The 24,051-nt window shown below is 47.6% G+C and carries 22 protein-coding genes and 1 riboswitch; of the genes, 19 read left to right on the top strand and 3 right to left on the bottom strand.

What is annotated here, in order from left to right; all coding sequences use genetic code 11:
- Positions 1–54: 54 nt before the first annotated feature.
- Positions 55–135, top strand: a riboswitch (cyclic di-GMP riboswitch).
- 13 nt (positions 136–148) lie between these two features.
- The 3 genes from JOD82_RS16090 (at position 149) to JOD82_RS16080 (ending at position 4,588) form a co-directional block, all read left to right on the top strand.
- The gene (locus JOD82_RS16090) at positions 149–1,750 is read left to right on the top strand and encodes a glycosyl hydrolase (protein ID WP_209949663.1); all 1,602 of its coding nucleotides are present in this window, start codon (positions 149–151) and stop codon (positions 1,748–1,750) included.
- Positions 1,751–1,798: 48 nt separating this feature from the next.
- Positions 1,799–4,096, top strand: a complete 2,298-nt coding sequence (locus tag JOD82_RS16085; protein WP_209949662.1) for a PD-(D/E)XK nuclease family protein — start codon at positions 1,799–1,801, stop codon at positions 4,094–4,096.
- A 309-nt stretch (positions 4,097–4,405) separates the two neighbouring features.
- Positions 4,406–4,588, top strand: coding sequence for a hypothetical protein (locus JOD82_RS16080; RefSeq protein WP_069012564.1), 183 nt, complete (start codon positions 4,406–4,408; stop codon positions 4,586–4,588).
- 53 nt (positions 4,589–4,641) lie between these two features.
- Here the strand turns inward: JOD82_RS16080 and JOD82_RS16075 are convergent, their stop codons facing one another.
- Positions 4,642–5,010 carry a helix-turn-helix domain-containing protein gene (locus JOD82_RS16075; RefSeq protein ID WP_025720479.1) on the bottom strand — a complete coding sequence of 123 codons (369 nt, stop codon included), beginning with the start codon at positions 5,008–5,010 and terminating at the stop codon, positions 4,642–4,644.
- A gap of 326 nt (positions 5,011–5,336) precedes the next feature.
- On the opposite strand from JOD82_RS16075, the gene JOD82_RS16070 reads away from it, so the two are divergent.
- The 16 genes from JOD82_RS16070 (at position 5,337) to JOD82_RS15995 (ending at position 22,341) form a co-directional block, all read left to right on the top strand.
- The gene (locus JOD82_RS16070; RefSeq protein ID WP_029516205.1) at positions 5,337–6,086 is read left to right on the top strand and encodes a YveK family protein; all 750 of its coding nucleotides are present in this window, start codon (positions 5,337–5,339) and stop codon (positions 6,084–6,086) included.
- A complete protein-coding gene (locus tag JOD82_RS16065; RefSeq protein WP_069012565.1) occupies positions 6,067–6,753 on the top strand; it encodes a CpsD/CapB family tyrosine-protein kinase in 687 nt (228 codons plus the stop codon). Before JOD82_RS16070 ends, JOD82_RS16065 begins: the two co-directional genes overlap by 20 nt.
- Before the next feature lie 85 nt (positions 6,754–6,838).
- Positions 6,839–7,537, top strand: a complete 699-nt coding sequence (locus tag JOD82_RS16060) for a sugar transferase (RefSeq protein WP_029516207.1) — start codon at positions 6,839–6,841, stop codon at positions 7,535–7,537.
- Between the two features lie 36 nt (positions 7,538–7,573).
- The gene (gene fcl / locus JOD82_RS16055; RefSeq protein WP_069012566.1) at positions 7,574–8,512 is read left to right on the top strand and encodes a GDP-L-fucose synthase; all 939 of its coding nucleotides are present in this window, start codon (positions 7,574–7,576) and stop codon (positions 8,510–8,512) included.
- 21 nt (positions 8,513–8,533) lie between these two features.
- Entirely contained in the window at positions 8,534–9,523 is a 990-nt protein-coding gene (gmd, locus tag JOD82_RS16050; protein ID WP_029516209.1) for a GDP-mannose 4,6-dehydratase, read from the top strand.
- A 79-nt stretch (positions 9,524–9,602) separates the two neighbouring features.
- Positions 9,603–10,946 (top strand): flippase, encoded by a 1,344-nt coding sequence (locus JOD82_RS16045; RefSeq protein WP_209949661.1) that lies wholly within the window; start codon positions 9,603–9,605, stop codon positions 10,944–10,946.
- Complete coding sequence (locus JOD82_RS16040; protein ID WP_209949660.1) at positions 10,933–12,195, top strand: hypothetical protein; 1,263 nt, start codon at positions 10,933–10,935, stop codon at positions 12,193–12,195. The genes JOD82_RS16045 and JOD82_RS16040 overlap by 14 nt, the downstream gene beginning before the upstream one ends.
- A 752-nt stretch (positions 12,196–12,947) precedes the next feature.
- Positions 12,948–14,180, top strand: coding sequence for a glycosyltransferase family 4 protein (locus JOD82_RS16035; protein ID WP_209949659.1), 1,233 nt, complete (start codon positions 12,948–12,950; stop codon positions 14,178–14,180).
- Positions 14,177–15,418: a glycosyltransferase family 4 protein gene (locus tag JOD82_RS16030; protein ID WP_209949658.1), complete on the top strand. Its 1,242-nt coding sequence runs from the start codon at positions 14,177–14,179 to the stop codon at positions 15,416–15,418. Before JOD82_RS16035 ends, JOD82_RS16030 begins: the two co-directional genes overlap by 4 nt.
- Positions 15,396–16,205, top strand: coding sequence for a WecB/TagA/CpsF family glycosyltransferase (locus tag JOD82_RS16025; protein WP_209949657.1), 810 nt, complete (start codon positions 15,396–15,398; stop codon positions 16,203–16,205). The genes JOD82_RS16030 and JOD82_RS16025 overlap by 23 nt, the downstream gene beginning before the upstream one ends.
- A 51-nt stretch (positions 16,206–16,256) precedes the next feature.
- The gene (locus JOD82_RS16020; protein WP_165144669.1) at positions 16,257–17,597 is read left to right on the top strand and encodes a UDP-glucose dehydrogenase family protein; all 1,341 of its coding nucleotides are present in this window, start codon (positions 16,257–16,259) and stop codon (positions 17,595–17,597) included.
- 14 nt (positions 17,598–17,611) lie between these two features.
- Positions 17,612–18,589: an LCP family glycopolymer transferase gene (locus tag JOD82_RS16015; protein WP_209949656.1), complete on the top strand. Its 978-nt coding sequence runs from the start codon at positions 17,612–17,614 to the stop codon at positions 18,587–18,589.
- Positions 18,590–18,720: 131 nt separating this feature from the next.
- Positions 18,721–19,212 carry a hypothetical protein gene (locus tag JOD82_RS16010; RefSeq protein WP_029516217.1) on the top strand — a complete coding sequence of 164 codons (492 nt, stop codon included), beginning with the start codon at positions 18,721–18,723 and terminating at the stop codon, positions 19,210–19,212.
- Positions 19,213–19,320: 108 nt separating this feature from the next.
- Complete coding sequence (locus JOD82_RS16005) at positions 19,321–20,241, top strand: ABC transporter ATP-binding protein (RefSeq protein ID WP_029516218.1); 921 nt, start codon at positions 19,321–19,323, stop codon at positions 20,239–20,241.
- Positions 20,234–21,016 (top strand): ABC transporter permease, encoded by a 783-nt coding sequence (locus JOD82_RS16000; protein WP_029516219.1) that lies wholly within the window; start codon positions 20,234–20,236, stop codon positions 21,014–21,016. The genes JOD82_RS16005 and JOD82_RS16000 overlap by 8 nt, the downstream gene beginning before the upstream one ends.
- A gap of 239 nt (positions 21,017–21,255) precedes the next feature.
- Entirely contained in the window at positions 21,256–22,341 is a 1,086-nt protein-coding gene (locus tag JOD82_RS15995; protein WP_029516220.1) for an AI-2E family transporter, read from the top strand.
- A 39-nt stretch (positions 22,342–22,380) separates the two neighbouring features.
- On the opposite strand, the gene JOD82_RS15990 is transcribed toward JOD82_RS15995, so the two are convergent.
- Together JOD82_RS15990 and JOD82_RS15985 are read right to left on the bottom strand one after the other, a co-directional pair.
- Positions 22,381–22,842 (bottom strand): bactofilin family protein, encoded by a 462-nt coding sequence (locus tag JOD82_RS15990; RefSeq protein ID WP_209949655.1) that lies wholly within the window; start codon positions 22,840–22,842, stop codon positions 22,381–22,383.
- Between the two features lie 45 nt (positions 22,843–22,887).
- Entirely contained in the window at positions 22,888–23,919 is a 1,032-nt protein-coding gene (locus JOD82_RS15985) for a M23 family metallopeptidase (protein ID WP_209949654.1), read from the bottom strand.
- Positions 23,920–24,051 lie beyond the last annotated feature (132 nt).

Raw genomic sequence — 24,051 nt, 5'->3', positions numbered from 1 at the left:
AATTTTGGTAAAATAAAGTCGATACTTAGGGTAAGAAGGAATCCAAACTCCTTCCAACGATAAACGCAGCCCTGTCGAAAGGCAGGTACGCAAAGCTAAAGGGCCTTCCACAAGGATGGCAGCCTGGCTACCGAAAGGAAGAGCGAAAGTGAGATTCAATTTTATTCCTCTGTATCGACTGATACGTCATGTACTCCCCGTTGTTATACTTTTTTCATTGTTGCCCGTCGGTTTTGGTGATTCTCTGTCTGTGGCGAATGCCGCTTCATTACAACCTGTTAATTCGGACGCTTCTATTCAGGCCCGTGAACTATACAATTATTTACTCAACATCTCAGGGAAAAAAATAGTCACCGGTCAGCATGATTATTTGGAAAGTCCGGATGAATTAAGTAACAAGGTCCAAAAAATCAGTCAGGCATATGTAGGTGTACACGGCTATGAGATGGGAGCTATCTCTGGTCAATCTGACGCTACAGAAGCAGCGCAACGTAAAAATGTCGTCGATAGTGCTATCCGTTGGGACAGATCCGGTGGTATTGTGACGATGACTTTTCATGAAGCGCTACCAGGTAGGCCACTGACTTGGGCCAATGTACAGGCGAAAGTAAGTCAGACAGAGTTCAACAAATACGTGACCCCAGGTACTACGCAGTATAACCTCCTCATTGCCGATCTGGATAAGGTCGCTGTATCGTTAAAGCAGCTTCGTGATGCAGGGGTTCCGGTTTTGTGGAGACCTTACCACGAGATGAATGGCGACTGGTTCTGGTGGGGAAACAAAAATAATTTCAATCAGCTATGGAATATCATGTACGACCGTTTTACCAACACACATCAATTGAACAATCTGCTGTGGGTATGGAGTCCGAATGCGCCCAATTCGTATACTGTCCCGTACACCCCGAAATACCCGGGGGATGACAGAGTGGACATCTTGGCAGTAGATATTTACAACAATGATTTTAAGCAAAGTCATTACGAAGGTCTGCTTGGGCTGGCACGGAATAAGCCGATTGCCATTGGGGAGCACGGTGAGATGCCTAGTTCTGAGGTGTTGCAGGCTCAACCTAAATGGGTATATTCCATGACTTGGGGCAAGATGCTGACTGAGAATAACACAACAAATCAAATTCAGGATTATATGAATGATTCGAGGAGTTTGACGCGGGATGATGTGAAGAATGGATTGGAAACGATTCAACCACCTGGGACAGATATACCGACCTTACCGGACGAGGGACAAAGTGAGCCTATCCCGGCTCCGCCAGTAGTGATCGTTCCCCCAGCTCCGACTCCTCCTTCTGTTCCTGATGTGGTATATGTGAACGGGTTGCGTGGCGAATATTTTAACAATATGAATTTGAATGGAAGTCCTGTTTTGATCCGTACAGATAGCAAGCTGGACTACAACTGGCGTGCCAATGCAGCTGACCCTAAGGTGAATGCCGATCAGTTCTCGGTTCGCTGGACGGGTAAAATCAAACCGCAATATAGCGAGACCTATACGTTCACCACGATATCCGATGATGGTATCCGTGTATGGGTAGACGGCAAGTTGGTGATTGACAGCTGGTTCAAACAAAGCTGGACAGAGCGTAAAGGCAGTATGACTTTGGAAGCAGGCAAAATGGTAGATTTAAAAGTAGAATACTATGATGAAAAAGGCGACACGATGGCACGTCTAATGTGGGAAAGTCAGCATGAAGCGAAAGCGGTGATTCCCGGAAACGCTTTGTTTCTTCCTTGATTAATACTCTTTCCCGGTCCAAAAATTTGAGGAGAGAGGGTCGATCATATGATAAAAAAATGGTTATCCCATAGGTATACAGGAGTTTTATCTGGACTACTAGCGATCGTAGCTATAGCGATGATCGCTTGGTTTATATACACGCCTTCAAGAAGCGCAGAATTGCAGACGGATAAAGTAGCAGCTGCCAGTCCAGTATGGAAGCTGGGGCAGAGGGATGACTCTTCAGCGGAATTCAAAGGTGTGGTCGGCAGGGATAATATCGACATTTCTACAGCAGCTGCCTCTACCGAATCATCTGCTAAAGGAGCAATGTCAGCGTTGTCGGTAGCAGAAGAGAGTACAACAGTTCCGGTATTGCTCAGCAGTGGAGATATTCCTCCCGGTTTGAATGCGTCCACGAACCCTGAACTGACACTCCAGTATAAGCTGAATCAGATTCCTCCCAATGGTATGATATTCCGTGTTCGGATTTTAGATGCGGGCAAAGCAGTCCCACAAATGGCTGTATTTTCAAATCAACAGCTGTCCGGTATTATTCAGATTGCCGGAGTATCCGGTACTGGGAGTGCTTATAATTTCAAAAACAACTACGAGCTGTATATACCCAAAGAGCAATTGCAAAGCGGTGTTAACGTACTCAAGCTAAAGACAGCGCGCTGCCTATACTGCTCCTCTGCAGAAGATAAAAATGTGTGGTGGACTTGGGATGACTTGAGCTTGGAGACGTTAGCTTCACCTGCGACCGAACCGGTACACGGTAAATATATACTGACCGGAACAAATGTGAACAATAAAGAATTTTATTATGATCAGGGTGCAGTTAAGCATTTACCATACGTTCTCAAATGGCTGGGAATTGCTTATAGTGGCAATGTCATGAGGGTCACCTGTGCCAGCAATGTGGGCAAGGCATGTACAGACGTGGATGATTACTATCAAACGTTAAAGCAGTATAATATGCAATCGTCTGCTTTGTATTTATATACAGGTGATATCAAGCTGCAAAAAGATGGTTCTCTGCCAGAGACGGCCAAGCAAAAGTTGCGCGATTATGTAAAAAAATACGGTTCTTATCTTCAATATTATGAAGTAGATAACGAACCTGGATTATTTAATCGCTCCAAGGCGGTAAATCTGGCTGTAGCTAAGTGGTTGAATACGGAAGGGAAGCAATTGGCACCGCATCTCAAAACGGTAGCGCCGGGTTGGGCCTACTGGCCGACGTACTCTACCAAGGCGTGCAAAAATCAAACCGGAGGTACGAAAAAATGCGGTGATCCGGATGGATGGGAGCGAGACCCGGCGCAGCGTAAACAGCTGGAGGAAGTCACCGACCTGACCAACGGACACGCCTACGGTGAATCGTATAATGAAGAGGGCGGGGGCAGCTTCATTCAAAATTTGAAAACCTTCGGCGGTTCGAGCGACGGACTGGCGAAGAAGATGCTGAACACGGAGTTCGGTACCAATGATACGCATCGAGATAATCCAGATTACGGGGCTAGTCAGCCACAAGCAGCCGCATTCGACCGGATTATGCGTTCACAAATTGGGTTTGCCGATATGTTTATCCAGCACGCTGCTTTTTATAAAGATTATACGCTGTTTAAAACAGGCTTCGATTTGCAAAGTCATAACCCGGCCAACACAGAAATTTATCCGTTCGGGCAGGGACAGGACACTCGTGTTAAGATCATGAGACGCTTGAGTCTAGCCTATGCCACGCATGGGAAACCTCTGACTTATACAGTGCTGAATCCAGAGGATACCAAGGATAAAATGGTGTATGTGCGTGCGGTGGATACGTCCAAGCTTAAACCGCTGGCAGGTAGCGGCGCTACTTCAAACAAATTGCTGGTAAATCTAGTGAATTTCGAATCCACCACGCAGACCGTTCGTGTACGGGTGACAATGCCGAATGCCGGTTTGTACACGGGTGAACGTTTTGGAGCGGGTTCCACTTACAGTCAGGCACAGCGTTCCATATCAGGGCTCAAGGCTTCTCCTGCCCTTGATTTTGAAGAAAAGCTGGGCCCTGGCGAAGCGGTACAATATATTTTGGAATTAAAAAGTACAGATCAGACCGCAGCTTCAGCTCCAACAGGGGTGAAGGCTGCCTCTGTTCAGGATGGGGCGGTAGAGATTAATTGGCTTCAGGCAGAAGGCGTATCTTCCTATGATGTGCTGCGTGCTGACGGAACCGACGGGGCCTATCAGGTGATTGCCTCGCAAGTAGCGGGAAGCACGTATACAGACCGCACGGTAAAAGCCGGAAGCCACTATGTCTACAAAGTCCGAGCGACCGGAGGTACTCAGGTTTCCCAGGCAGCCGAGGCCGCTTAATCAGATCGGAATGCATATAGGACCTTAGAGTTCGAATACCTAACATCATTTCGAAATAAAACAAAAAAGAACCTATCAGGAGAAAATAGGACCTGACAGGTTCTTTTTTGTTGGAAAATCGTTCTGATTTGCCAATACTTTACGTATAATGAAGAAAAAAATAAGAAAATCCTTTTTTATTCTCGTCATAAGACGACAACATTGCAGGTGTGTATTCATATATAATAGTTTTGTTCACGACTATACATACAAGGTTTGTGGGAAATTTCTTTCCGGTGACCAAGAATAATAAAGTGAGGTTAGTGCTGAATGAACAAGGAGACAGAATTAGGGGGGAACAACCCTCTTTTTCAAAACAACGTACAGAAAGCAGGCAAAGCTGCCATCCACTTGGACATCCGGGACATTTTGCTCCAATGTGGGTTCACGATGCCAGAATGGCTAGAAAGCGACGCGGATGGAACCACATACCGGAAGGACAAGCGCGTGTAAATTCCAACGGCTGGTCTTACTTGAGCGAGACGTGAAGCAGTCGGCCGCTTTCTTTATTCCATCATTCGTTCCATTCGGACAAATGCAATAAAACGTTTGGCTTCTTCCTCAGACAAGGTGCGTCCATCAATGGTCAGGTTGAAACGTTGCAGAATATCCTCATCGGACAGTTCAAGCTGGTCCACAAATTCCCTCACATCTGAATCCAATATTGCCGCCGGATGGCTCGTACGTCCCACCAAGTAGTCAATCGTTACCCCGAAAATATCAGCGAGCTTGGTCAGGATCTCGAAATCTGGCTTGCGCCTATTTTTTTCATAGTGAGAAAGAGCTGCCCGCGTAATTCCGAGGGATTGTGCTAGTTCCTCTTGTTTTAATCCCTTATGTTCTCGTAATTCAGCGATGCGGGTGCCATAATTCATCCGTTTTTCCTCCTGAAGGCAAGGTTAAGAAAGGTAAAAAAGCAAGTTTACGCTTGACAAGATACGTTTTGTATCATAAATTAGTTATGTAAGTTACATAACGTATCTTTATTTAATAGTTTTCACTGATGTCTTCGTTTATATACCCTAAGAGGCCACCGATGATGAGCATTTTGTGCTTATTCGCTGGCTAGACCTTCTATGCGCTATTATACAACATTTTACTATAGATTAGAGGGTCATGCACCGTTCTTTTCCCCGTTATGCAGAGGATCAGTACAAGCGTTATTGCATCGAAAACAAGTCAATCAGGGAGGACTGGTCTTGTGCAGTTGAAAGAGTACATCCGTTTGATCCGTAAAAGAATGTGGTTGATTGGTAGCATCGTACTGCTAGTATGTACTGTAGTGGGCATAAAAAATATGTATTTTACCCCGCAGATTTATGAAGCTACCGCAAAGCTCATTATCAACCAGACGCCACGACCGGATCGTGCAGGTGTCGTCGATTACAGTGTAGTTCAAACGAATATAGCCTTAACGAACTCCTATAAGCAAATTATGATCTCCTCGGCGATTATGGATCAGGTGGTCGCCAGCTTCCCCGATCTTAAGGTCACTCCGTCAGCATTGGCGCAAAAATTAAGAGTGAACACCGCAGGTGATTCACAGGTTATGGATGTAACAATCCGCGATTTATCGTATACGAAGGCTGTGAAAACCGTCAATGCGGTAGCCAAAGTATTCAAACGGCAAATCCCCTCTATCATGAAAATGGACAATGTCACCATCCTAAGCGAAGCCAGTCTGAATGATCCAGCAGTTCCCGTGAACAGTAATGCCACTATACAGATATTTATTGCTTTTGCCACCTCTTTATTGTTGGGAATAGGCTTGGCGTTTCTGCTGGAGGTACTGGATGATACATTTAAGAATGAAGAGGATATTGAAATAGAACTCGGTCTGCCTACCCTAGCCCTGATTACGAAAATGAAAAAAGAAGATAAACGCTCTGACAGCTCCACTACAACTCCTAAACAGGTAGGTGAAGGGCAATATGCCGCGATTAATCAATAATCAGCTCGTTACATCCCTACATGCTCAGTCTTCCGTTTCGGAGGAGTACCGCATGCTTCGCACTAACATCCAGTTTTCTTCTATAGACGAGCCGATTGAGGTTATGATGGTGGCGTCCGCTCAGGCGGGTGAAGGCAGAACGGTCACAATTAGCAATTTGGCTGTAACCTATGCGCAAGAGGGGAAAAAGGTGCTGATTATGGATATGGATCTGCGCCGTTCCTCCTTGCACCATATGTTTGGTTTGCGTAATCATACAGGGCTGACACGGGTGCTTGCCAATCAACAGGCATGGCAGGATGTGGTTCAAGAAACCGGGATTGACCATCTGCATGCAATTACAGCCGGACCGAACCCGCCCAATCCGTCCGAGATGCTCAGTTCTCGCAGAATGAATGCTCTGCTAGTTGAGCTGAAAGAACATTATGACGTGATCCTAATGGATACACCGCCGTTGCTGTCCTTTCCGGATGGCTTCATTATAAGCGCCATGTGTGACGGAGTCATTCTGGTGGTGCAGGCAGGGAAGGTCAAAAAGGATGTCGTCAAGAAAGCAAAAGCGAATTTGGAAAGAGTAAAGGCACGCATTCTGGGCGTAGTACTTAATAATGTGAAGCGTTCGAATACCCGTGCCGAGCGGGGGATGGAGGAACGCAATCTGACATGAATAAAAAGGAGGAAAATGAGAGTATATAAAATTCTTTTAACAATGTATAAATAATACTTATTAATAAGGAGCGAGGTGATGAGACGTGTCTTCTTCCCGCTCGAATGAGGTCGAAGTGCGGGGTGCGTCAGTGGATGTTTATTCGGTCGCTCATGGGCTTGAACGGCGGCAAGGATGGAACGTATACCCGTTTGTGAAGCGAAGCATGGACATTATATTGTCTTTCATTGGAATCATCGTGCTATGCCCGGTATTTCTGCTTGTCATTTTGCTGATTAAGCTGGAGGACCCCAAAGGAAGTGCAATATTTTATCAAGTACGTATTGGAAAAAATGAGCGGCCGTTTCGCATGATCAAATTCCGTTCCATGGTGTCTGATGCCGAAGCCAGATTATCTGCACTGCTGGTGGAAAATGAAATTGAGGGTGCGATGTTCAAAATGCGGGACGATCCCCGAATTACCCGTGTGGGTCGCTTTCTTCGCAGAACGAGCATCGACGAGTTGCCACAACTGTTCAATGTACTGCGTGGGCAGATGAGTCTGGTAGGACCCAGACCCCCATTGCCAAGAGAGGTCCATGATTACACAGTGAGGGATAAGCTGCGTCTGACGGTTACACCGGGCTGCACTGGTTTATGGCAGATCAGCGGCCGTAATCATCTAAGCTTTAACCAGATGGTAGAACTGGATTTGGAGTACATATCCAGACGCAGTTTCCGCACAGATATGATTATTATGCTGAAAACATTTCGTGTGCTGCTAGGCTCCAAGGATGCGTATTAAAGTCTTTCATTTTCACGAAGAAGGTAGGGGATAAGTATGGATCTTCATTCCAACATATATGTAGCAGGGCATCACGGACTGGTGGGTTCCGCTATTGTCCGAGCGCTTCAGGAAGCGGGTTACCGTCATATTATTACTCGCACAAGCCGTGAGCTGGATCTACGTAATAAAGAGGCAGTAGATCATTTTTTTGAAACAGAGCCTGTGGATTATGTATTTTTGGCAGCGGCCAAGGTTGGTGGGATTTTGGCGAATAACGAATATCCGGCTGATTTTATCCGTGACAATCTGCTTATACAAACAAATGTGATTGATGCGGCATACCGGGCAAATGTAAGTAAGCTATTATTCCTAGGTTCTACCTGTATCTATCCTAAATTTGCTCCGCAGCCGTTACGGGAAGAATATCTGCTCACGGGTGAACTGGAGCCTACTAATGAGGCCTATGCGATTGCTAAAATTGCCGGGATTAAAATGTGTCAGTCTTACAACCGTCAGTATGGAACCCGGTTTATTTCTGTGATGCCGACGAATTTATACGGTCCGGGCGACAATTTTGATCTCCAGACTTCTCATGTGTTGCCTGCGCTCATCCGCAAGTTTCATGAAGCCAAGCTGAATCAATCTCCGACTGTAGAAGTATGGGGTTCTGGTACGCCGCGGCGAGAATTTCTTCATTCTGATGATTTGGCTGAGGCCTGTCTATTCCTAATGAACAATTATGAGGGAAATGAAATTGTAAATATCGGCGTAGGTGAGGATATCTCCATTCGTGAGCTGGCTGAGCGAGTGAAGAATGTAGTCGGCTATGAGGGAGAAATTACCTTTAACACCTCCGCTCCTGATGGAACGCCGCGTAAGTTGGTAGATGTATCCCGAATTTCCGGGCTGGGCTGGTCGGCGCGTATTTCACTAGAAGAGGGATTAAAGTCTGTGTATCAGGCATTTCAAGGTCTGGATCTGGTTGAACAATAAAAAAACGGTGGGGGAATTGGAATGAAAAAAGCGCTGATCACAGGAATTACCGGGCAAGACGGGTCCTATCTGGCTGAATTGCTGCTATCCAAAGATTATGAGGTGTACGGGATGCGCAGACGAACCAGCACACCGAACTTTGAAAATGTAGCGCATATCCAGAATGACATCCACTGGCTTTCCGGTGATATGACCGATCTGGCTTCATTGATTGAAGCCGTCCGGCAGTCCGACCCGGATGAGGTCTACAACTTGGCTGCTCAATCCTTCGTAGCGGCCTCATGGCCGCAGCCGTTGGCTACAGGGCAGATTACAGCATTATCTGTCACCAATATGCTGGAGGCGGTTCGAATTGCCAAACCGGAAGCGCGCTTTTACCAGGCGTCAAGCAGCGAGATGTTTGGTAAGGTGCTGGAGACACCGCAGACAGAAACGACCCCGTTCTACCCACGTAGTCCCTACGGTGTTGCCAAAGTGTACGGCCATTGGATTACAGTGAACTATCGTGAAAGCTTTGATATGTTTGCTTGCTCTGGCATTCTGTTCAATCACGAATCCCCACGTCGAGGATTGGAATTTGTAACGCGTAAAGTGTCGGATGCGGTAGCTCGTATCAAGCTGGGGTTGCAGCAAGAGCTGCGCATGGGAAATTTGGATTCACTGCGAGACTGGGGTTTTGCAGGGGATTATGTAAAGGCGATGTGGCTGATGCTTCAGCAGGATCAACCGGATGATTACGTCATTTCCACGGGAGAAATGCATTCTGTGCGTGAACTGCTGCAAATTGCCTTTTCCCATGTAGGTTTAAATTATGAGGATTACGTCGTGATCGATCCTCAATTTGTCCGTCCGGCAGAGGTAGATCTATTACTCGGCGATTGTGCCAAGGCGAAAGAAAAGCTGGGCTGGCGATTGGAAGTAGGCTTCGAGCAGCTCATTCGTATGATGGTGGATACAGACTTGGAGCGGGTAAAAAGGCAGGCTGCAGTTGAAGCTTCTGTCGTCGTGTAAGAGATGGAGAGGCCATCCGCCTGGGCGGGGGGTCTCTTCGCTGTACGCAAGGTCATTTTTTCAAGATGGAGTAAAACCTATGACATTAGTCGAAAAACGCGCCAAACCGCGCAGAAGTTTGCTGGTGAATACATCCTGGCTGTTCGGTGACAAAATGATTCGCATGGTGTTCGGCCTGGCAGTCAGCATCATCATGGCGAGAGTGTTGGGACCAGAGGAACTGGGAAAGTGGAATTATGCGGAATCCTTTTTCGGGATGTTTCTGATTTTTACGACCCTTGGCTTTGATTCTATATTAGTACGCGATCTTGTCAAAGACCCCAAGGATGAGCATGAGCTATTGGGTACGGCGGTTCTGTTGAAATTGTTAGGTACTCTAATAGCCATTGTACTGTCCTATTCCTTCATTTCACTACTCAGACCGGAAGACAGTTCGGTACGGTTGATCAATCTGATCCTAGCTACGGCCTCGGTATTTCAATTGTTTGATATCATCGACTACTGGTTTCGTGCGCAGATGCTGTCCAAATACACGGTCGTTGCCAAGAATACCGCTTTTGTTCTCGGCTCCACTGTCAAAATCATTCTGTTGTTATCGGGTGTTCCGATATGGTGGGTGGCGTTGTGTGCTCATGGAGAGTTTTTGTTGGGAAGCCTGCTGCTGCTGTATTTCTTCCATAAGGAAGGACGACGTGTGAACCGATGGACGTTCCGTTTAGCCACAGCTCGGCGAATCATGAATCACAGCTGGCCGCTTATACTGTCATCCTCCGCTGTATATGTACAGGCACGGATCGACCAAGTCATTATCGGTGAACTGCTGGGAAACGCTGCGGTTGGGCAATACTCCGTTGCACTCCGACTCATCGAAGTGTTGGGCTTCATTCCGGTCGTTCTGACAACGGCTTATGCTCCGGTGGTGACACGTTCCAAGCAGAAAGGAAGCGACGAATACAGACAGACATTGTCCAAGGTGTATCGGCTGATGTTTATATGCTTTCTTGTGACCTCGGTACCTTTATTTTTTCTATCCCAATGGGTAGTGGTTGTGCTGTATGGGAGAGAATTTACCGAAGCAGGTTCGCTGTTGTCTCTATTCGCGATTCGTCTGTTTTTCACCAACTTCAGTGTTGCTAAAAGCTTGTTTATTACCAATGAAAATTTGTTCAGATACACGCTGCTGACCTCGGTGGTGGGGGCGGTCACGAATATCGCTTTCAATTACGCGCTAATCCCGTTGCTTGGTGTCCGAGGGTCGTTAGTGGCGACGATTTTGTCCTTTACGATATCTGTATTTCTATTAGATTTGTTGTTTAAGGAAGTTAAATCTAATTTGGGTTGGATGATGAAGTCCATCCTGACCTTCTGGCGTGTTCATATTACAGTACCGAAAGTTGGAGAGAACAATCATGATACCCATTAAACCGTTTGTTCGGCATGAGGAACAGTGCCCGCATTGTGGAGGTAAGGTACGTGGTGGAGAGGTGCTGTGGCAGGGAATCCATGTATGTGTCAGCACTATGTGTGAGGGGTGCGGACGCGAATATCTTGAGGACATGAGGGTCGGCCATGCTACGTATTCACCTTATCGTGTAGAAATGCCTGACTATATTCTGACCGGTGATGCGAAGTCGAGAAAATGGCTCGGAGAACCTTTGCGACAATCGTTGATGAATCCTTCCTATGACTTAGCAGTCGGCATGACCGTGCATAAAATGAAAGCTTCTACACGTGTAATCATCGTCAACACAATGGATTATTTGTATGGTCATGCTTTGCTCAAGCTGCTCAATGTGCAACGCGAATACGAGCAATCGCCGGACCTGGGCATCATCGTCATTGTGCAAAAGTCGCTGGAGTGGATGGTACCAGCATATGTGTCTGAAATTTGGACGGTTGATGTGCCGTTCAGCAGGGCACGAAACTTTTATCCTGTACTACATCATCGGATGATTGAGGAACTGATGCGTTTTGATGAGGTGTATGTCAGCCCGGCGTATTCACATCCCAATCAGTTTGATATTGAGCAGTTTACAGGTGTCTCCCGTTATAACGAGGATCGTGAGCCGGAGCCGCGCATTACCTTCGTATGGAGGGAAGACCGCTTGTGGAGCGGCAGCCATCATATCGCAAGAGCGGTACAGAAATTTCCGCAGCTCAAACGTGGGCTAAAACCGCTAATTTATCATCAGCGCAGTAAAATCATACGGCTGTTCCGCAGGCTGAGAGAAAGCTTCCCGGATCATCGCTTTACAGTCGCTGGACTTGGGCGTACCGGGAGTTTCCCGGCATGGATTTCTGATGAGCGTGTCACACGCTTCGACCGGGAAAGTGAGCTGCGGGTCTGCAAGGTATATGCAGCCAGCCGATTAGTGATCGGCATCCACGGCTCTAATATGCTGCTGCCCTCTGCGCATGCCGGTATGACCATTGATTTGATGCCCAAGGACCGATGGGGGAATTACGCTCAGGATATTTTATTTCACGAAACCGATCATCGGCTTACAGCTTACAAATACCGCTTTGTGCCGATGGAATCGAGTGTAACTCTAGTGGCAGATATGGCAGCTGCCCAGCTCAAAGGGGCAGATCATTTTAATATGCAGATGACGGAGGAGAGGCAACGGGAACATTCAAGTTGGAGGGGGGAGGCCGCTTCGGGACGGATTTGATCCTGGAGCGACTTTTGTGGATGGAAGTCCGCTGCGGGACGGATTTGATCTTCCGATCGCTGTTGACGAGGGATTCCCTAGATTGAATAGGCCCTGTAAAAGGGCGGAATCCCTCGTCAAAGGCGAACGCTGCCGCTTCTCCAGATTCAAATCCTTACCCTCCGCTACCCACCGCCGCCAAAAAGAATTTCCCCCAGCCTATTGGGTGGGGAAGGTAAAAGCCGCCTGGTGATAGCTTCGCCCTATCGCCTAGAACTTCTATGCCGGGCATGCATCCCGGCGTAATTAATGCTCTGTACAGTTCTCTGTCAGGGTGACAGGGTCCGGTGGATAACAATCTGGACAGGCGACAGTCTAGCCATAGTTAAGGCATCTTGGTCAGCTAGCGGTAGTAGTTCCATGTTGTTTTGTGAGCTTGCCATAACCGTACCAAGCTCACAAGCTGTTCGACGAGGTCAGCGCCCTGCATGCATTTGCTCGCGTATCCACGCAGCGAGGGCACTTCATACCCAGCATTCCCTTTTTTTAAATGGGGTGACTTTATGGACACGGTGGTCAGCAGCGGAGCGGTCCATTTGAATCTGAAGAAGCGCTAGCGTTCGCCTTTGCAGTGGGATTCCTACCTCGGAATGTTTTATATATCCAGGAATCCCACTGCAACAGCGATCGGAAGATCAAATGGAACGCGCAGCGTTCTCTGAACCCTCCGTGCTCCATAACTCACTCAATATGAAATGGCAGGAGCCCTGATGATGATTCGAAAAATATTGTATCTCCGCAATTTTGCCAGCAAGGTGAACGGGGACTCATACAATTTACAGGAAGTCGGTTTGGGCAAAGCACTCGTTCGAAAAGGCTATGATTGCGACATTGTTTACTACAACGATCGTAAGGAAACCCATCTGGAACAGGTCTACCGTCACGAAGGATGCACCTTGCGTATTATCTGGCTCCACGGGTTTAAGTTCCTAAGCAACAGCATCTACAGAGATGTTCTCAAAGATTCTTTTCTGGATGCTTATGGTCTGGTCATTACTACAGAATACAACCAGATCATGACCTATCTGCTTTCCCGCAAATGTCCTGATAAGCTGGCGTTGTATCACGGCCCATACCGAGATAACACGCACGCGCTGATCCGCAAACTGTACGATATTATGCTGCTGCCGAAGGTAACAAAATCTCTACGCCGTACCTATGTCAAATCCGATCTTGCCAAGCGCTATCTGGAGAATAAAGGTTTTGACAACGTGGTTACGATTGGAGTCGGACTGGATCGCAGTAAAGTAGAGAGAGCATTCAACAGTAAAACCAGTAACAACAGTGAAGACATAAGCGGAGAACGTGAGGAAAACCGTGAGGTCGCGAATGAGCTGCGTCGAATCGGAAATCGTCCGGTGCTGCTGTATGTCGGTGTGCTGGAGGAACGGAGAAATATACGTTTTATGCTGACTACGTTCAAAAGGGTGCTCCAAAAGCATCCTAGCTGCCTTTTGTTAATGGTCGGAGATGGACGGAAGACAGACACAGATCGCTACTGGACATATGCTCATGAATTGGGAATAACGGACAGTATTATACATTTTACAAGAGTGGAACAACGTCATCTGTGGCAGGTTTACGGAGCGGCGGATGTGATGCTGTTTCCGACCCAATACGATATTTTTGGTATGGTACTGCTGGAAAGTATGCTGTTTCGCGTCCCGATTATCTCTTCGGTAAACGGGGGCTCGGTTACCTTGATTGAGGACGGAGTGAGCGGGGTGATGCTGAGAAGCTTTTCAGAAGAGGAATGGTCTGGTCGAATAGGCGCTTTGCTGGATAATGCTGAGCTGAGACGAAGTATGGCGGAGGAGGCTTTTCTTACGGTCGAGCGTATGTCGTGGGATCGCATCGCAGATGAAATCGTAAGCCATCAAGGGGTCAAGCCCAAGAATTCTAACCACGCTATGCAATCAACGCAGGAAAGAGGGGCAGCCACGTGAGCCAACAGGTCAGCAGACAGATGAACCCTCCTGTAAGCAAGGTGCTGATCATCCATAACTTTTATCAGCAAAGCGGGGGAGAAGACAAGGTTGTCGAGCAAGAATCGGCTATGCTGCGTTCAAGAGGAATAGAGACAGAGCATTACTATGTGCACAACGACAGCATTCAAAGCAGAGGGCTAGCGAACATGGCAAAGCTGGCGGTAGAGGCGGTATGGTCCCTGCCGGAATTCAAGAGAATTAAGAAGCTGCTTTTACAGGTGAAGCCGGATGTGGTGCATGTGCATAATTTTTTTCCGGTTATATCCCCTTCGGTCTATCATGCTTGTGAAAAGCTGGGGATTCCGGTTGTCCAGACCCTGCATAATTACAGGCTGATTTGTCCGGCGGCAACCTTTATGCGAGGGAATAAGGTTTGTGAAAAATGTCTGCACGGCACGCTGCTGCATTCCATCCGTCATGGATGCTATCGAGGTTCACAGCTTCAGACGATTCCGGTAGCGGCGATGATTAAGTTGAACGATTTGATCGGCACATGGCAGCACAAGGTAAGTCGCTATATTGCGCTGACGGAATTTGCACGGGACAAATTTGCCGAAAGCGGTATTCCACTGGATCGTATCGCGGTAAAGCCGAATTTTGTCCATCATAAAACAGTGAAAACCCAATATGACCCCAATGATCGTTATTTATTGTTCGTGGGGCGGATTTCAGCTGAAAAAGGGGTTCGCAATCTGCTGCAAGCCTGGTCACAGTTGGAAGATCGGGGGGGATTGAGACTGGTCATCATTGGAGATGGTCCGGAAAAGGCTGAATTGGCCGCTGCTTATCCGCAGGAAGATGTTCGGTTTCTCGGTAAGCAGGATGGAGACACGGTACTGGATTGCATGAGCCGGGCCATGTATGTCATGGTGCCTTCCATTTGGTATGAAGGATTTCCCATGACCATTGTAGAGTCTTTTTCTGTTGGAACTCCGGTATTATGCAGCCGGCTCGGCGCACTGGAGGAAGTCGTGGAGGACGGGGTGACGGGTTTCCATTTTCAACATGATGATTTGGAAAATATAAAGACTGTGATTCGCTGTGCAGTAGCCTATGAAAACTATGCAGCTATGAGACAGAAGGTGTCGGAAAACTACGCTGCACGCTATACGGAAGAAGTGAATGTGAAGCAGCTGATGGCGATATATAGCGAGGCGATGGAGGAGCATGATTATGAAACAGCTGCCCCAATATAGAGTCGGAAGGATTGCGGATGCAGATATTGCAGCACTTACGTTTCAGGAAACGGTACACACGCTGGAACAATGGGCAGTCGAACGAAAGGACGGCTATGTATGTATTTGCAACACGCATTCCATTGTCACAGCGGGGAATCATCCCGAGTTCCACGAAGCGCTCACTCAAGCTGATTTGTGTACTCCAGATGGTATGCCGTTGGTATGGGCACTCAAGCTGTACGGATTTGAGCGTCAGGATCGGGTAGATGGTCCCAGCCTGATGCTCAAGTTGTGCGAACGTGCGCCGCAGACGAAGGTGAGTATATATTTTTACGGCAGTACGCCAGATACGCTGGATAGCTTAAAAGAAAGAGTAAGACAGGATTACCCTGGAATCCGCATCGCGGGCAGCTTTTCACCACCATTTCGTGAGCTTCATTCAGATGAGGAGGAGCGGATCATTGATGAAATTAATGCGTCCGGCGCGCATATCATATTCGTCAGCTTAGGCTGCCCGAAGCAGGAAATATGGATGCATCGAAACAAAGACCGCATCCGTGGCGTGATGATTGGAGTAGGGGCGGCCTTTGACTATATCACTGGAAAGGTTCGCAGACCGCCGCTAGCGGTACAAAAGCTGGGGCTGGAGTGGCTGTATCGTCTGATCTGCGAACCGAAGCGATTATGGAAGAGGTATGCCTACAACAATCCGATATATGTATACCGTTTTCTAAAATCTTATCGGCAAAACAAACGGCTTACGCTTTATCAAAATCGGCTTGCAGGAAGAGATATAGAGAAGTGAAGTCGGTAATAGCAGGATGCAATGAGACAGCATGTAAAAGGGGGAGTTGCTTTGAAGCTATGTGTAATAGGTGCGGGGTATGTGGGGCTGGTGTCGGGGGTCTGTTTTGCCGCACTCGGGAATACCGTCGTCTGTGTAGATCAGAATGAGGACAAAATTCTTCAGCTGCGTGCAGGTGGGGTGCCGATTTATGAACCGGGATTAAAGGCTCTAATTAAAGATAATGTAGAACAAGGCCGACTAAGCTTTACAACAGATACGGCAGCTTCGGTAGAGGCGGCTGAAATTGTTATTTTGGCGGTCGGCACGCCTTCACTGCCGGGCGGGGAAGCGAACCTGTCCTATATTGAAGAAGCAGCCTGCGAGGTGGCAGACGCCATGAATGGCTACAAAGTCATTGTCACCAAAAGCACGGTGCCTGTCGGAACGAACGAACGCATTCAAAATTGGATTGCGAGCCGCACAAACTATTCTTTTGGTGTGGCTTCGGTTCCTGAATTTTTGCGCGAAGGTTCAGCAGTCATAGACACCCTACAGCCAGATCGAATCATCATCGGAGCTTCCGATCCGCATGTGTCCGCTGTGCTGACTACACTGCACGAGCCGTTGACGACAAATATCGTAACCACAGATATCCGTTCGGCGGAGATGATCAAGTATGCGTCGAATGCTTTTTTGGCGACCAAAATTTCGTTTATTAATGAGATTGCAAATATTTGCGAAAAGGTGGGCGCAGACGTTACACGTGTGGCACACGGTATGGGGCTGGATCAGCGGATCGGCTCCTCCTTTTTGTCTGCAGGTATCGGCTATGGGGGTTCCTGTTTCCCAAAGGATACACAAGCTCTAATCCAAATTGCAGGCAACGTGGACTATGAATTCAAGCTGCTGAAATCTGTGGTGGAAGTGAATCAGGGTCAACGCTTTAACGTGATTCGTAAGCTGAAAGAGGCGCTGGGTGATCTGGAAGGAGCAACGATTGGTATATGGGGACTGGCCTTTAAACCGAATACAGATGACGTAAGAGATGCCCCGGCGCTGGATATTATGCAGTCGCTGCTGGAGGCAGGGGCGCAAATCCGTGCATATGACCCGATCGCTACCGCTAACTTCCGCAGACTGCTGGACAGCTCGGAAGTAACGTGGGCAGATAGCGCACGGGAAGCAGCAGAGGGATGCGACGCACTGTGTCTATTGACGGAATGGGAGGAGTTTGGTGAAATCGGGCTGGGTGAGCTGAATGAGCTTATGAAGTATCCTATTATGATCGATGGACGCAATGTGTATAGCGAGGAGCAAATCAGACAATCCGTCTTTGCATACTATTCTGTCGGTAGGCCACAGATGAACAATCTGGATGTAGATCGTCATCAGTCTGTAGTAAATCCGTAAAGGGGAGGCTGCATATGAAACGGTGGCTGAAGATGACATTGGGGGCTGCAGCGTTATTGGTCATAGGGGCTACTGCCTACACCGCTTATGTGTATCATTCTTTTAAAACAGCGGCGAATGCGATGTATCATCCGCGCAGCATCGTGCAGCCTGGGGCGGTTTCTACCCTTGCAACGGGCGGAGCAGGGCGATCCGTAGATACAGACTCTGGATCAATTACACCCAATCCGGCAGCCATCTCCCAGTTCAAGCCGTTCACCGTGCTGGTGCTGGGCGTAGATCGGCGGTCTCACGATCCAGGACGATCGGATACGATGATCGTCTTGTCTGTTAACCCTGCCGAAGGCTCTATGTTGATGTTCAACATTCCGCGTGATACGCGAACAGAGTTGATCGGTAGGGGGCGTGAGGACAAAATCAATCACGCTTTTGCTTTTGGGGGCGTGGATATGTCGATCCGTACGGTAGAACATTTTTTGAACTATCCGATAGATTACTATGTACAGATGAACATGGAAGGGTTTGCGAAAATGGTGGACCTTGTGGGGGGAGTCGAGGTTCATAATCCACTTGATTTTCAATATGAGGGTCATCATTTTGCACAGGGTAATTTGAACTTGAGCGGGGCTGAGGCGTTGGCCTACGCCCGTATGCGTTTCGATGATCCACGTGGGGATCTCGGAAGAAATGCTCGCCAGCGGGAGCTACTCAAGCAAATTCTTGCCCAGTCCATCAGCAAGGAAGGGCTGTTGAGGGTAAAACCGATACTGGAGGCAGCGGGGGAGCAGATTCGCACAGACATTACCTTTGACGATATGACCACCTTCCTGACCCGGATCGGTCCGTCCCTCAAGCAGACGGATACCGTTGAACTGAAGGGACATGGGCGTAAAATCAACGGGGTGTATTATTACATGGTGGATGAACAGGAACGCCAGCGTATCCATGGAGTGCTGGAGAAGCATATGCTTACCACTACCATATCGCCTTAGGTAAGCCTTATGTAGGCGGGTGCCCTGTTGGGAGGTCACCCGTTATTTTCTTCTAAAGTCTTCTAAAAAAGGCTTGTCCCACATACATCTGTAGAGAATTCGGTATAGTCCAACAGAGGGAGGGGCAGTGTGTGCTGTTTAGAAGAAGAGCGGCTTCGGCGTTCGTTCGTAAGCTATTATATTTTGCCATCATAGGTGGATTGTTATGGCTGCTGTGGCTGGGTCTGCGTGGGGTGATGTCTACAGGCGAGGGCGATCAAGCGGTAGAAGCACTGAACGAGTTCTACACGATGGAGCAATCGGGAAATTTCGGAGGTTCATGGGAGCTTTTTCATTCGCAAATAAAAAAGAAATTCGAGAAATCTACGTATGTACAGCAGCGTGCGCACGTTTTTATGCAGGATATGGGGACGGATACGTTCACGTTTGAACTGGGGGAGCCGCAGACTGAATATGACATTCGTACGGATCAGAATGGAGAAGAGTTAGGGAAAGTTTACCGTATTACGGTCACTCAGCATTACAAGACCCGATTCGGTAATTTTGATATCGTACAGCCTTGTTATGTGACGCAGGAAGATGAGAAATGGCGGGTGCTTTGGATATACAAGGACAAGGAATAGAGGTTGCGAGGTGTTTCTAAAAGGTTAAATATGGTACAATACTTCCAAAACCGGAAATGTACAGTAAATGGATAACAGCTTCACTCCGGATGGAAGGAGTTTCATAGCATGCAGCAAGCGACAGGACAGGTTCCCGTCATACGTATGGAGGGTGTGAGTAAAATCATTTCCTCAAAAGCGATCGTGGATGATCTGACGCTGGAGGTTCCGGCGGGGCAGGTATTTGGTTTCCTTGGACCCAATGGTGCGGGAAAAACGACAACCATCCGTATGATGGTTGGCCTGATTTCGATCAGCAAGGGCGATATTCATATTTGTGGAGACAGCATTAATACTGATTTTGAAAAGGCCGTTTCCCATGTCGGAGCGATTGTTGAGAACCCGGAGATGTACAAGTTTTTGACAGGCTATCAAAATTTGCAGCATTTTGCGCGAATGTCTCCTGGGGTGACCCAAGAACGCGTGGATGAAGCGATTCGTTTGGTGGGACTCGGAAACCGGATTCACGATAAAGTAAAAACCTATTCGCTCGGGATGCGACAGCGACTTGGAGTAGCTCAGGCGATTTTGCATCGACCGAAGCTGCTTGTGCTGGACGAGCCGACCAATGGTTTGGACCCGCAGGGTATTCGTGAACTGCGGGATTATTTGCGTCAATTGACCCGTACGGAGGGAATTACCGTATTCGTATCAAGTCATTTGTTGTCCGAGATGGAGCTGATGTGCGACCGTGTAGCCATTATTCAGAGCGGACGGCTGGTTGATATCAAGCAACTGAAGAACACAGGGGAGGAAGTGCAGACGGCGGAAATTGCTTTTGAGGTAAATGATGCCGAACAAGCCTATGCGCTTGCTGGAGCAGGACGCGTTGAAGGTAATCAACTGCTGCTTCACCTGGAGCGGGAACAGATTGCAGAGATGAACAGCCTGCTGGCTGCAAACGGAATTAAAGTATATGCGATTCGCCCGGTTGCCCGTACGCTGGAAGATCAATTTTTGGAAGTGACGGGAGGCGGGTTTATTGGGTGATTTCTTCAAACTGGTACATAACGAAAATCTGAAAATTTACCTGCGTGTGCGCACATGGATTATGCTGGGATTGCTGGCGGTCATCACTGCTGCGATTCCGATGCTGATCTCCCTGGTTTCCGATCAGGTCAGTGTGTGGGATGGGATTGCGTTGACGACGTTGTTTACGTTTTTCCTCAATACGACGTTTACGGTCATTGTAGCTGCTGATTCGGTGGCTGGTGAATTTACTTGGGGAACGATTAAGCTGCTGCTCATCCGACCTTGGACTCGCAGCAAAATATTGTTGTCCAAGTATATATCCGTGATTTTGTTCAGTTTGCTCGGAACGATCATTTTGATCTTGATGGTTACGCTGTCCTCATGGCTGATGTTATCCAAGGATGCACCAGCGGGTTCTGTTCCGCTGTTCAGTGATCCGATATCTTACGTAACGTTGAACTTCTTGTATAGCTATATTGCCTTGTTCGTGACGATGGCCTTTGCTTTTATGCTGTCCGCTGTTTTCCGTTCCAGTGCCTTGGCGATTGGGCTGTCGCTGTTCATGATGTTCACCAAAACAATCTATAACTCTATTGGCTTGTTCAGCACAGATCGTTTTGAATGGACCAAATATGTACTATTTACGCATATGGATCTGAAAAAATATCTAGATATGCCGCCGGGTACGGTAAGTTCCAGTCTAACCTTTTCGCTCACCGTGCTGGCCGCTTATTATGTAATTTTTATCGCCATTGCCTGGGTGGTTTTCGTAAAACGGGATGTTTCAACCTAAATCGCAGTGTCTTAGAGTTACACAAAGGACGTTCAAATGCTCAGCATTTGGACGTCCTTTTGTTATTTCAGGATTTTTCAAAATCCTCTTTAACACTGTTTATCCAGTATCTATGTCATTTTTGTTACATATTCTGCGTGCAGAGGTATATTGTAATCTATTTTCAGCAAGAATCAATCAATAGGGCCATTTTGCGTTTAAAGAGGTAGAGAGAAACAGAACAGAGGGGGCCGCATGGTATGCTGCAAAATAATCGTTTTTTTCGTGTAACTACAGGTATCGTCATGCTATTACTCATCATTTACTTGGGCACCAAAGTAAGCTTTATATTTAGTCCTCTCGTATCTTTGGTCAGCTTGCTGGTGGTACCGTTAATGCTATCTTTTTTCCTCTATTATTTATTGAGGCCGATTGTAGATGTAATGGAACGGAGAAAAATCAAACGATCGATCTCCATCTTGCTGATTTATTTGGTCATTGGAGTGTTATTGTTTGTTTTCTCATGGGGTGTGTGGCCTACACTGCGTGATCAAGTAACCAATTTATTTGAAAATGCGCCGAAGCTCATTAAAAGTCTGGTTGATCAATTGAGCCAATGGCGGCATAATCAATCCTTGAGACAAGTGCTGCCTCCGGGTGAAGACCCGCTGTCACAACTGTCAGATACGTTGAACGAAGCTTTTTCGACGCTATCTGATTATTCGGTAAAGCTGGTATCGTTCGTGTCCTACTTTTTTATCGTATTGGCTACCTTTCCCATATTGCTCTATTACATGCTGAAGGAAGGGAGCAAGTTTGGCCCTAAAATGCTAAACTTCTTTCCTAAAAAATATCACAAGGACGCATTGGAGGTTATGGAAGATATCGATAGTGCACTCAGCAGCTTTATCGTAAGTCGGGTGCTGATCAATGTCGCGTTGGGTGTGATGATGTTCCTTGGATTTTTAATTATTGGTTTGCCTTATGCCTTGCTGCTCGCCGTTATTTCGATTTTTCTTAATTTTATTCCCTATGTGGGGGCAGTGGCTGCTTCTATACCCGTGGTTATTATTGGATTTCTCGAATCACCTTCGATGGCGCTCTGGTCGCTGGTCGTGGTGATTGCTGCACAGCAAATTCAGGATAATTGGCTGTCACCTATAGTTTTTGGCAAGCAACTGGATATTCATCCGTTGACTGTCGTTATTTTACTGTTAGTTGGTGGTGACCTGCTCGGGATTCTGGGCATCATTTTGGTGATTCCATTGTATATGTGCGGAAAAATCGTCATACGCAAGGTATACCAATTATTTTTGGAACGCAGAGTGGAGGATATTATGGAATGAATGGAGAATGCACTGGATTTAAAGGAGTATATCCTGATTTTACCCTGCTTCGGATTGCAGAGTGGCTTGGCTGTCCTCCCTGTCTTTGCTGAAACTAGATTGGGTTTCGTCGTTTGGCTCATCCGTAGAAGCTGACAACTCTACATCCTTTGTTCGGTTCATTTGACTTGTGCCGTCCAGTACACCGCCTTCAGAGATGACCAATGCAGCGGTCGCGGTATTTCCGTACAGCTCACCTGTCGGCGTAATGGTTAGTCGTCCTTCTGTAGTAATGCTGCCGAACACCTTACCGGCAAGGATGACGTCTTGTGCGAAGATGTCCGAACGTACAACAGCAGATTCTCCAATGACGACAGTACGAGTGCTGCGGATATCGCCCTGAAAATGACCGTCAATCCGAATATTGGCCTCTGCCTCAACTGTACCTTCAAAGCTGGTGCCATTAGCGAGCAGTGTATCTATAGCTGGGGTGGAGAGCTTTTTTTTGGATTCCTTGAACATGATGGTTTTCCCCCAATCCTTTATTGTAAAGATTTTGAAAAATCCTCATTGTACATACAGTAATGGATCGACAGGTTGGTTATGCTTGACGATCTGAAAATGAAGATGAGGTCCTGTGCTTCTCCCAGTACTCCCCAGCAGACCGATGGTCTGTCCTTTGTGGACACGATCCCCCGGGGTCACCTGCATGCCGCTCAGGTGCATATACCAGCTCTGGAGTCCGTCAGAATGCTGGATGATGATGCACTTGCCGCGGGCGCCGCTAGAAGCAGCTTCCAAGACGGTGCCTGCTCCTGCTGCATAGACAGGATCACCGGTTTGTCCGGCAATGTCCACGCCTGAATGAAAGGCAGATCTGCCGGTAAAAGGGTCGCTGCGATAGCCAAAGCTGGAGGTCATTCGCCGTGAACCTACAGGCCAAACGGAGGGCTTCCCTTGCTCGGCAAGAGCCAGCCTACGAGTCTGGAGTAACTGTGCGGCTTGTTTGCGCTCCAGATTTTGCTGGACGGCATTTGCTTGCTGAATAGAGCGGGGAACCGTACGCTCCACCGTGTCCAACAGAGATTCGATCTCCTGAAAATCATCCATTGCCTGGCGAGTTAGGAAGGCAGTATTTTCATGTACTGCGATCAGCTCACCCCCAATATGGTCGGAAGCATCCCAGGAGAGCGGAGTCATGGTCTTTTTATGGTTACTTGTGGCAGATGAGTTTCCGTGTTTACGAATGAATTGCTGCATTTGTTGTTCCAGCTCCGTTACGCGCTGAAGGCGTTCACGAATATGGGTGGCTTGATTTGTCAGCTCCATGACTTCCTGCCGTAGTCGCCCAATGGCTGCGTCCTTGTCCGCTACCGTGACCTCCATCTGCAAACTCTGGACAGCAAGATTCGTTTCCATTTGGGAAATAATATGGGAAGAACGGATTTGCAGCCCGATCACGAGCGTAGAGATAGACGCGATCACAAGAGTCGGGACGAGAATGACAGCGGCTGTAGAGCATTGTAGCTGCTTGGGCGGTTGCTGTGCATCCCGAATAACAAGCAGGGTCATCCGGCGATTTAGGCTTCCTTTTTTCATAATCGCTCCTTTCCGGACATCGCTCCTATAGTGCTTGGTTACTATCTATTCAGCTTAAGAGGCAAACATGTCAAAAAAATTGGAGCTTAGTATAAAACGTAGATGAGGATTTTGCAAAATCCTGAGATATAT

Source organism: Paenibacillus sp. 1182 (assembly GCF_017833915.1).
Classification (GTDB): domain Bacteria; phylum Bacillota; class Bacilli; order Paenibacillales; family Paenibacillaceae; genus Paenibacillus; species Paenibacillus polymyxa_D.
Note: the sequence above shows the minus strand (reverse complement) of the source record. Positions and strands in the feature narration are given on the sequence as shown.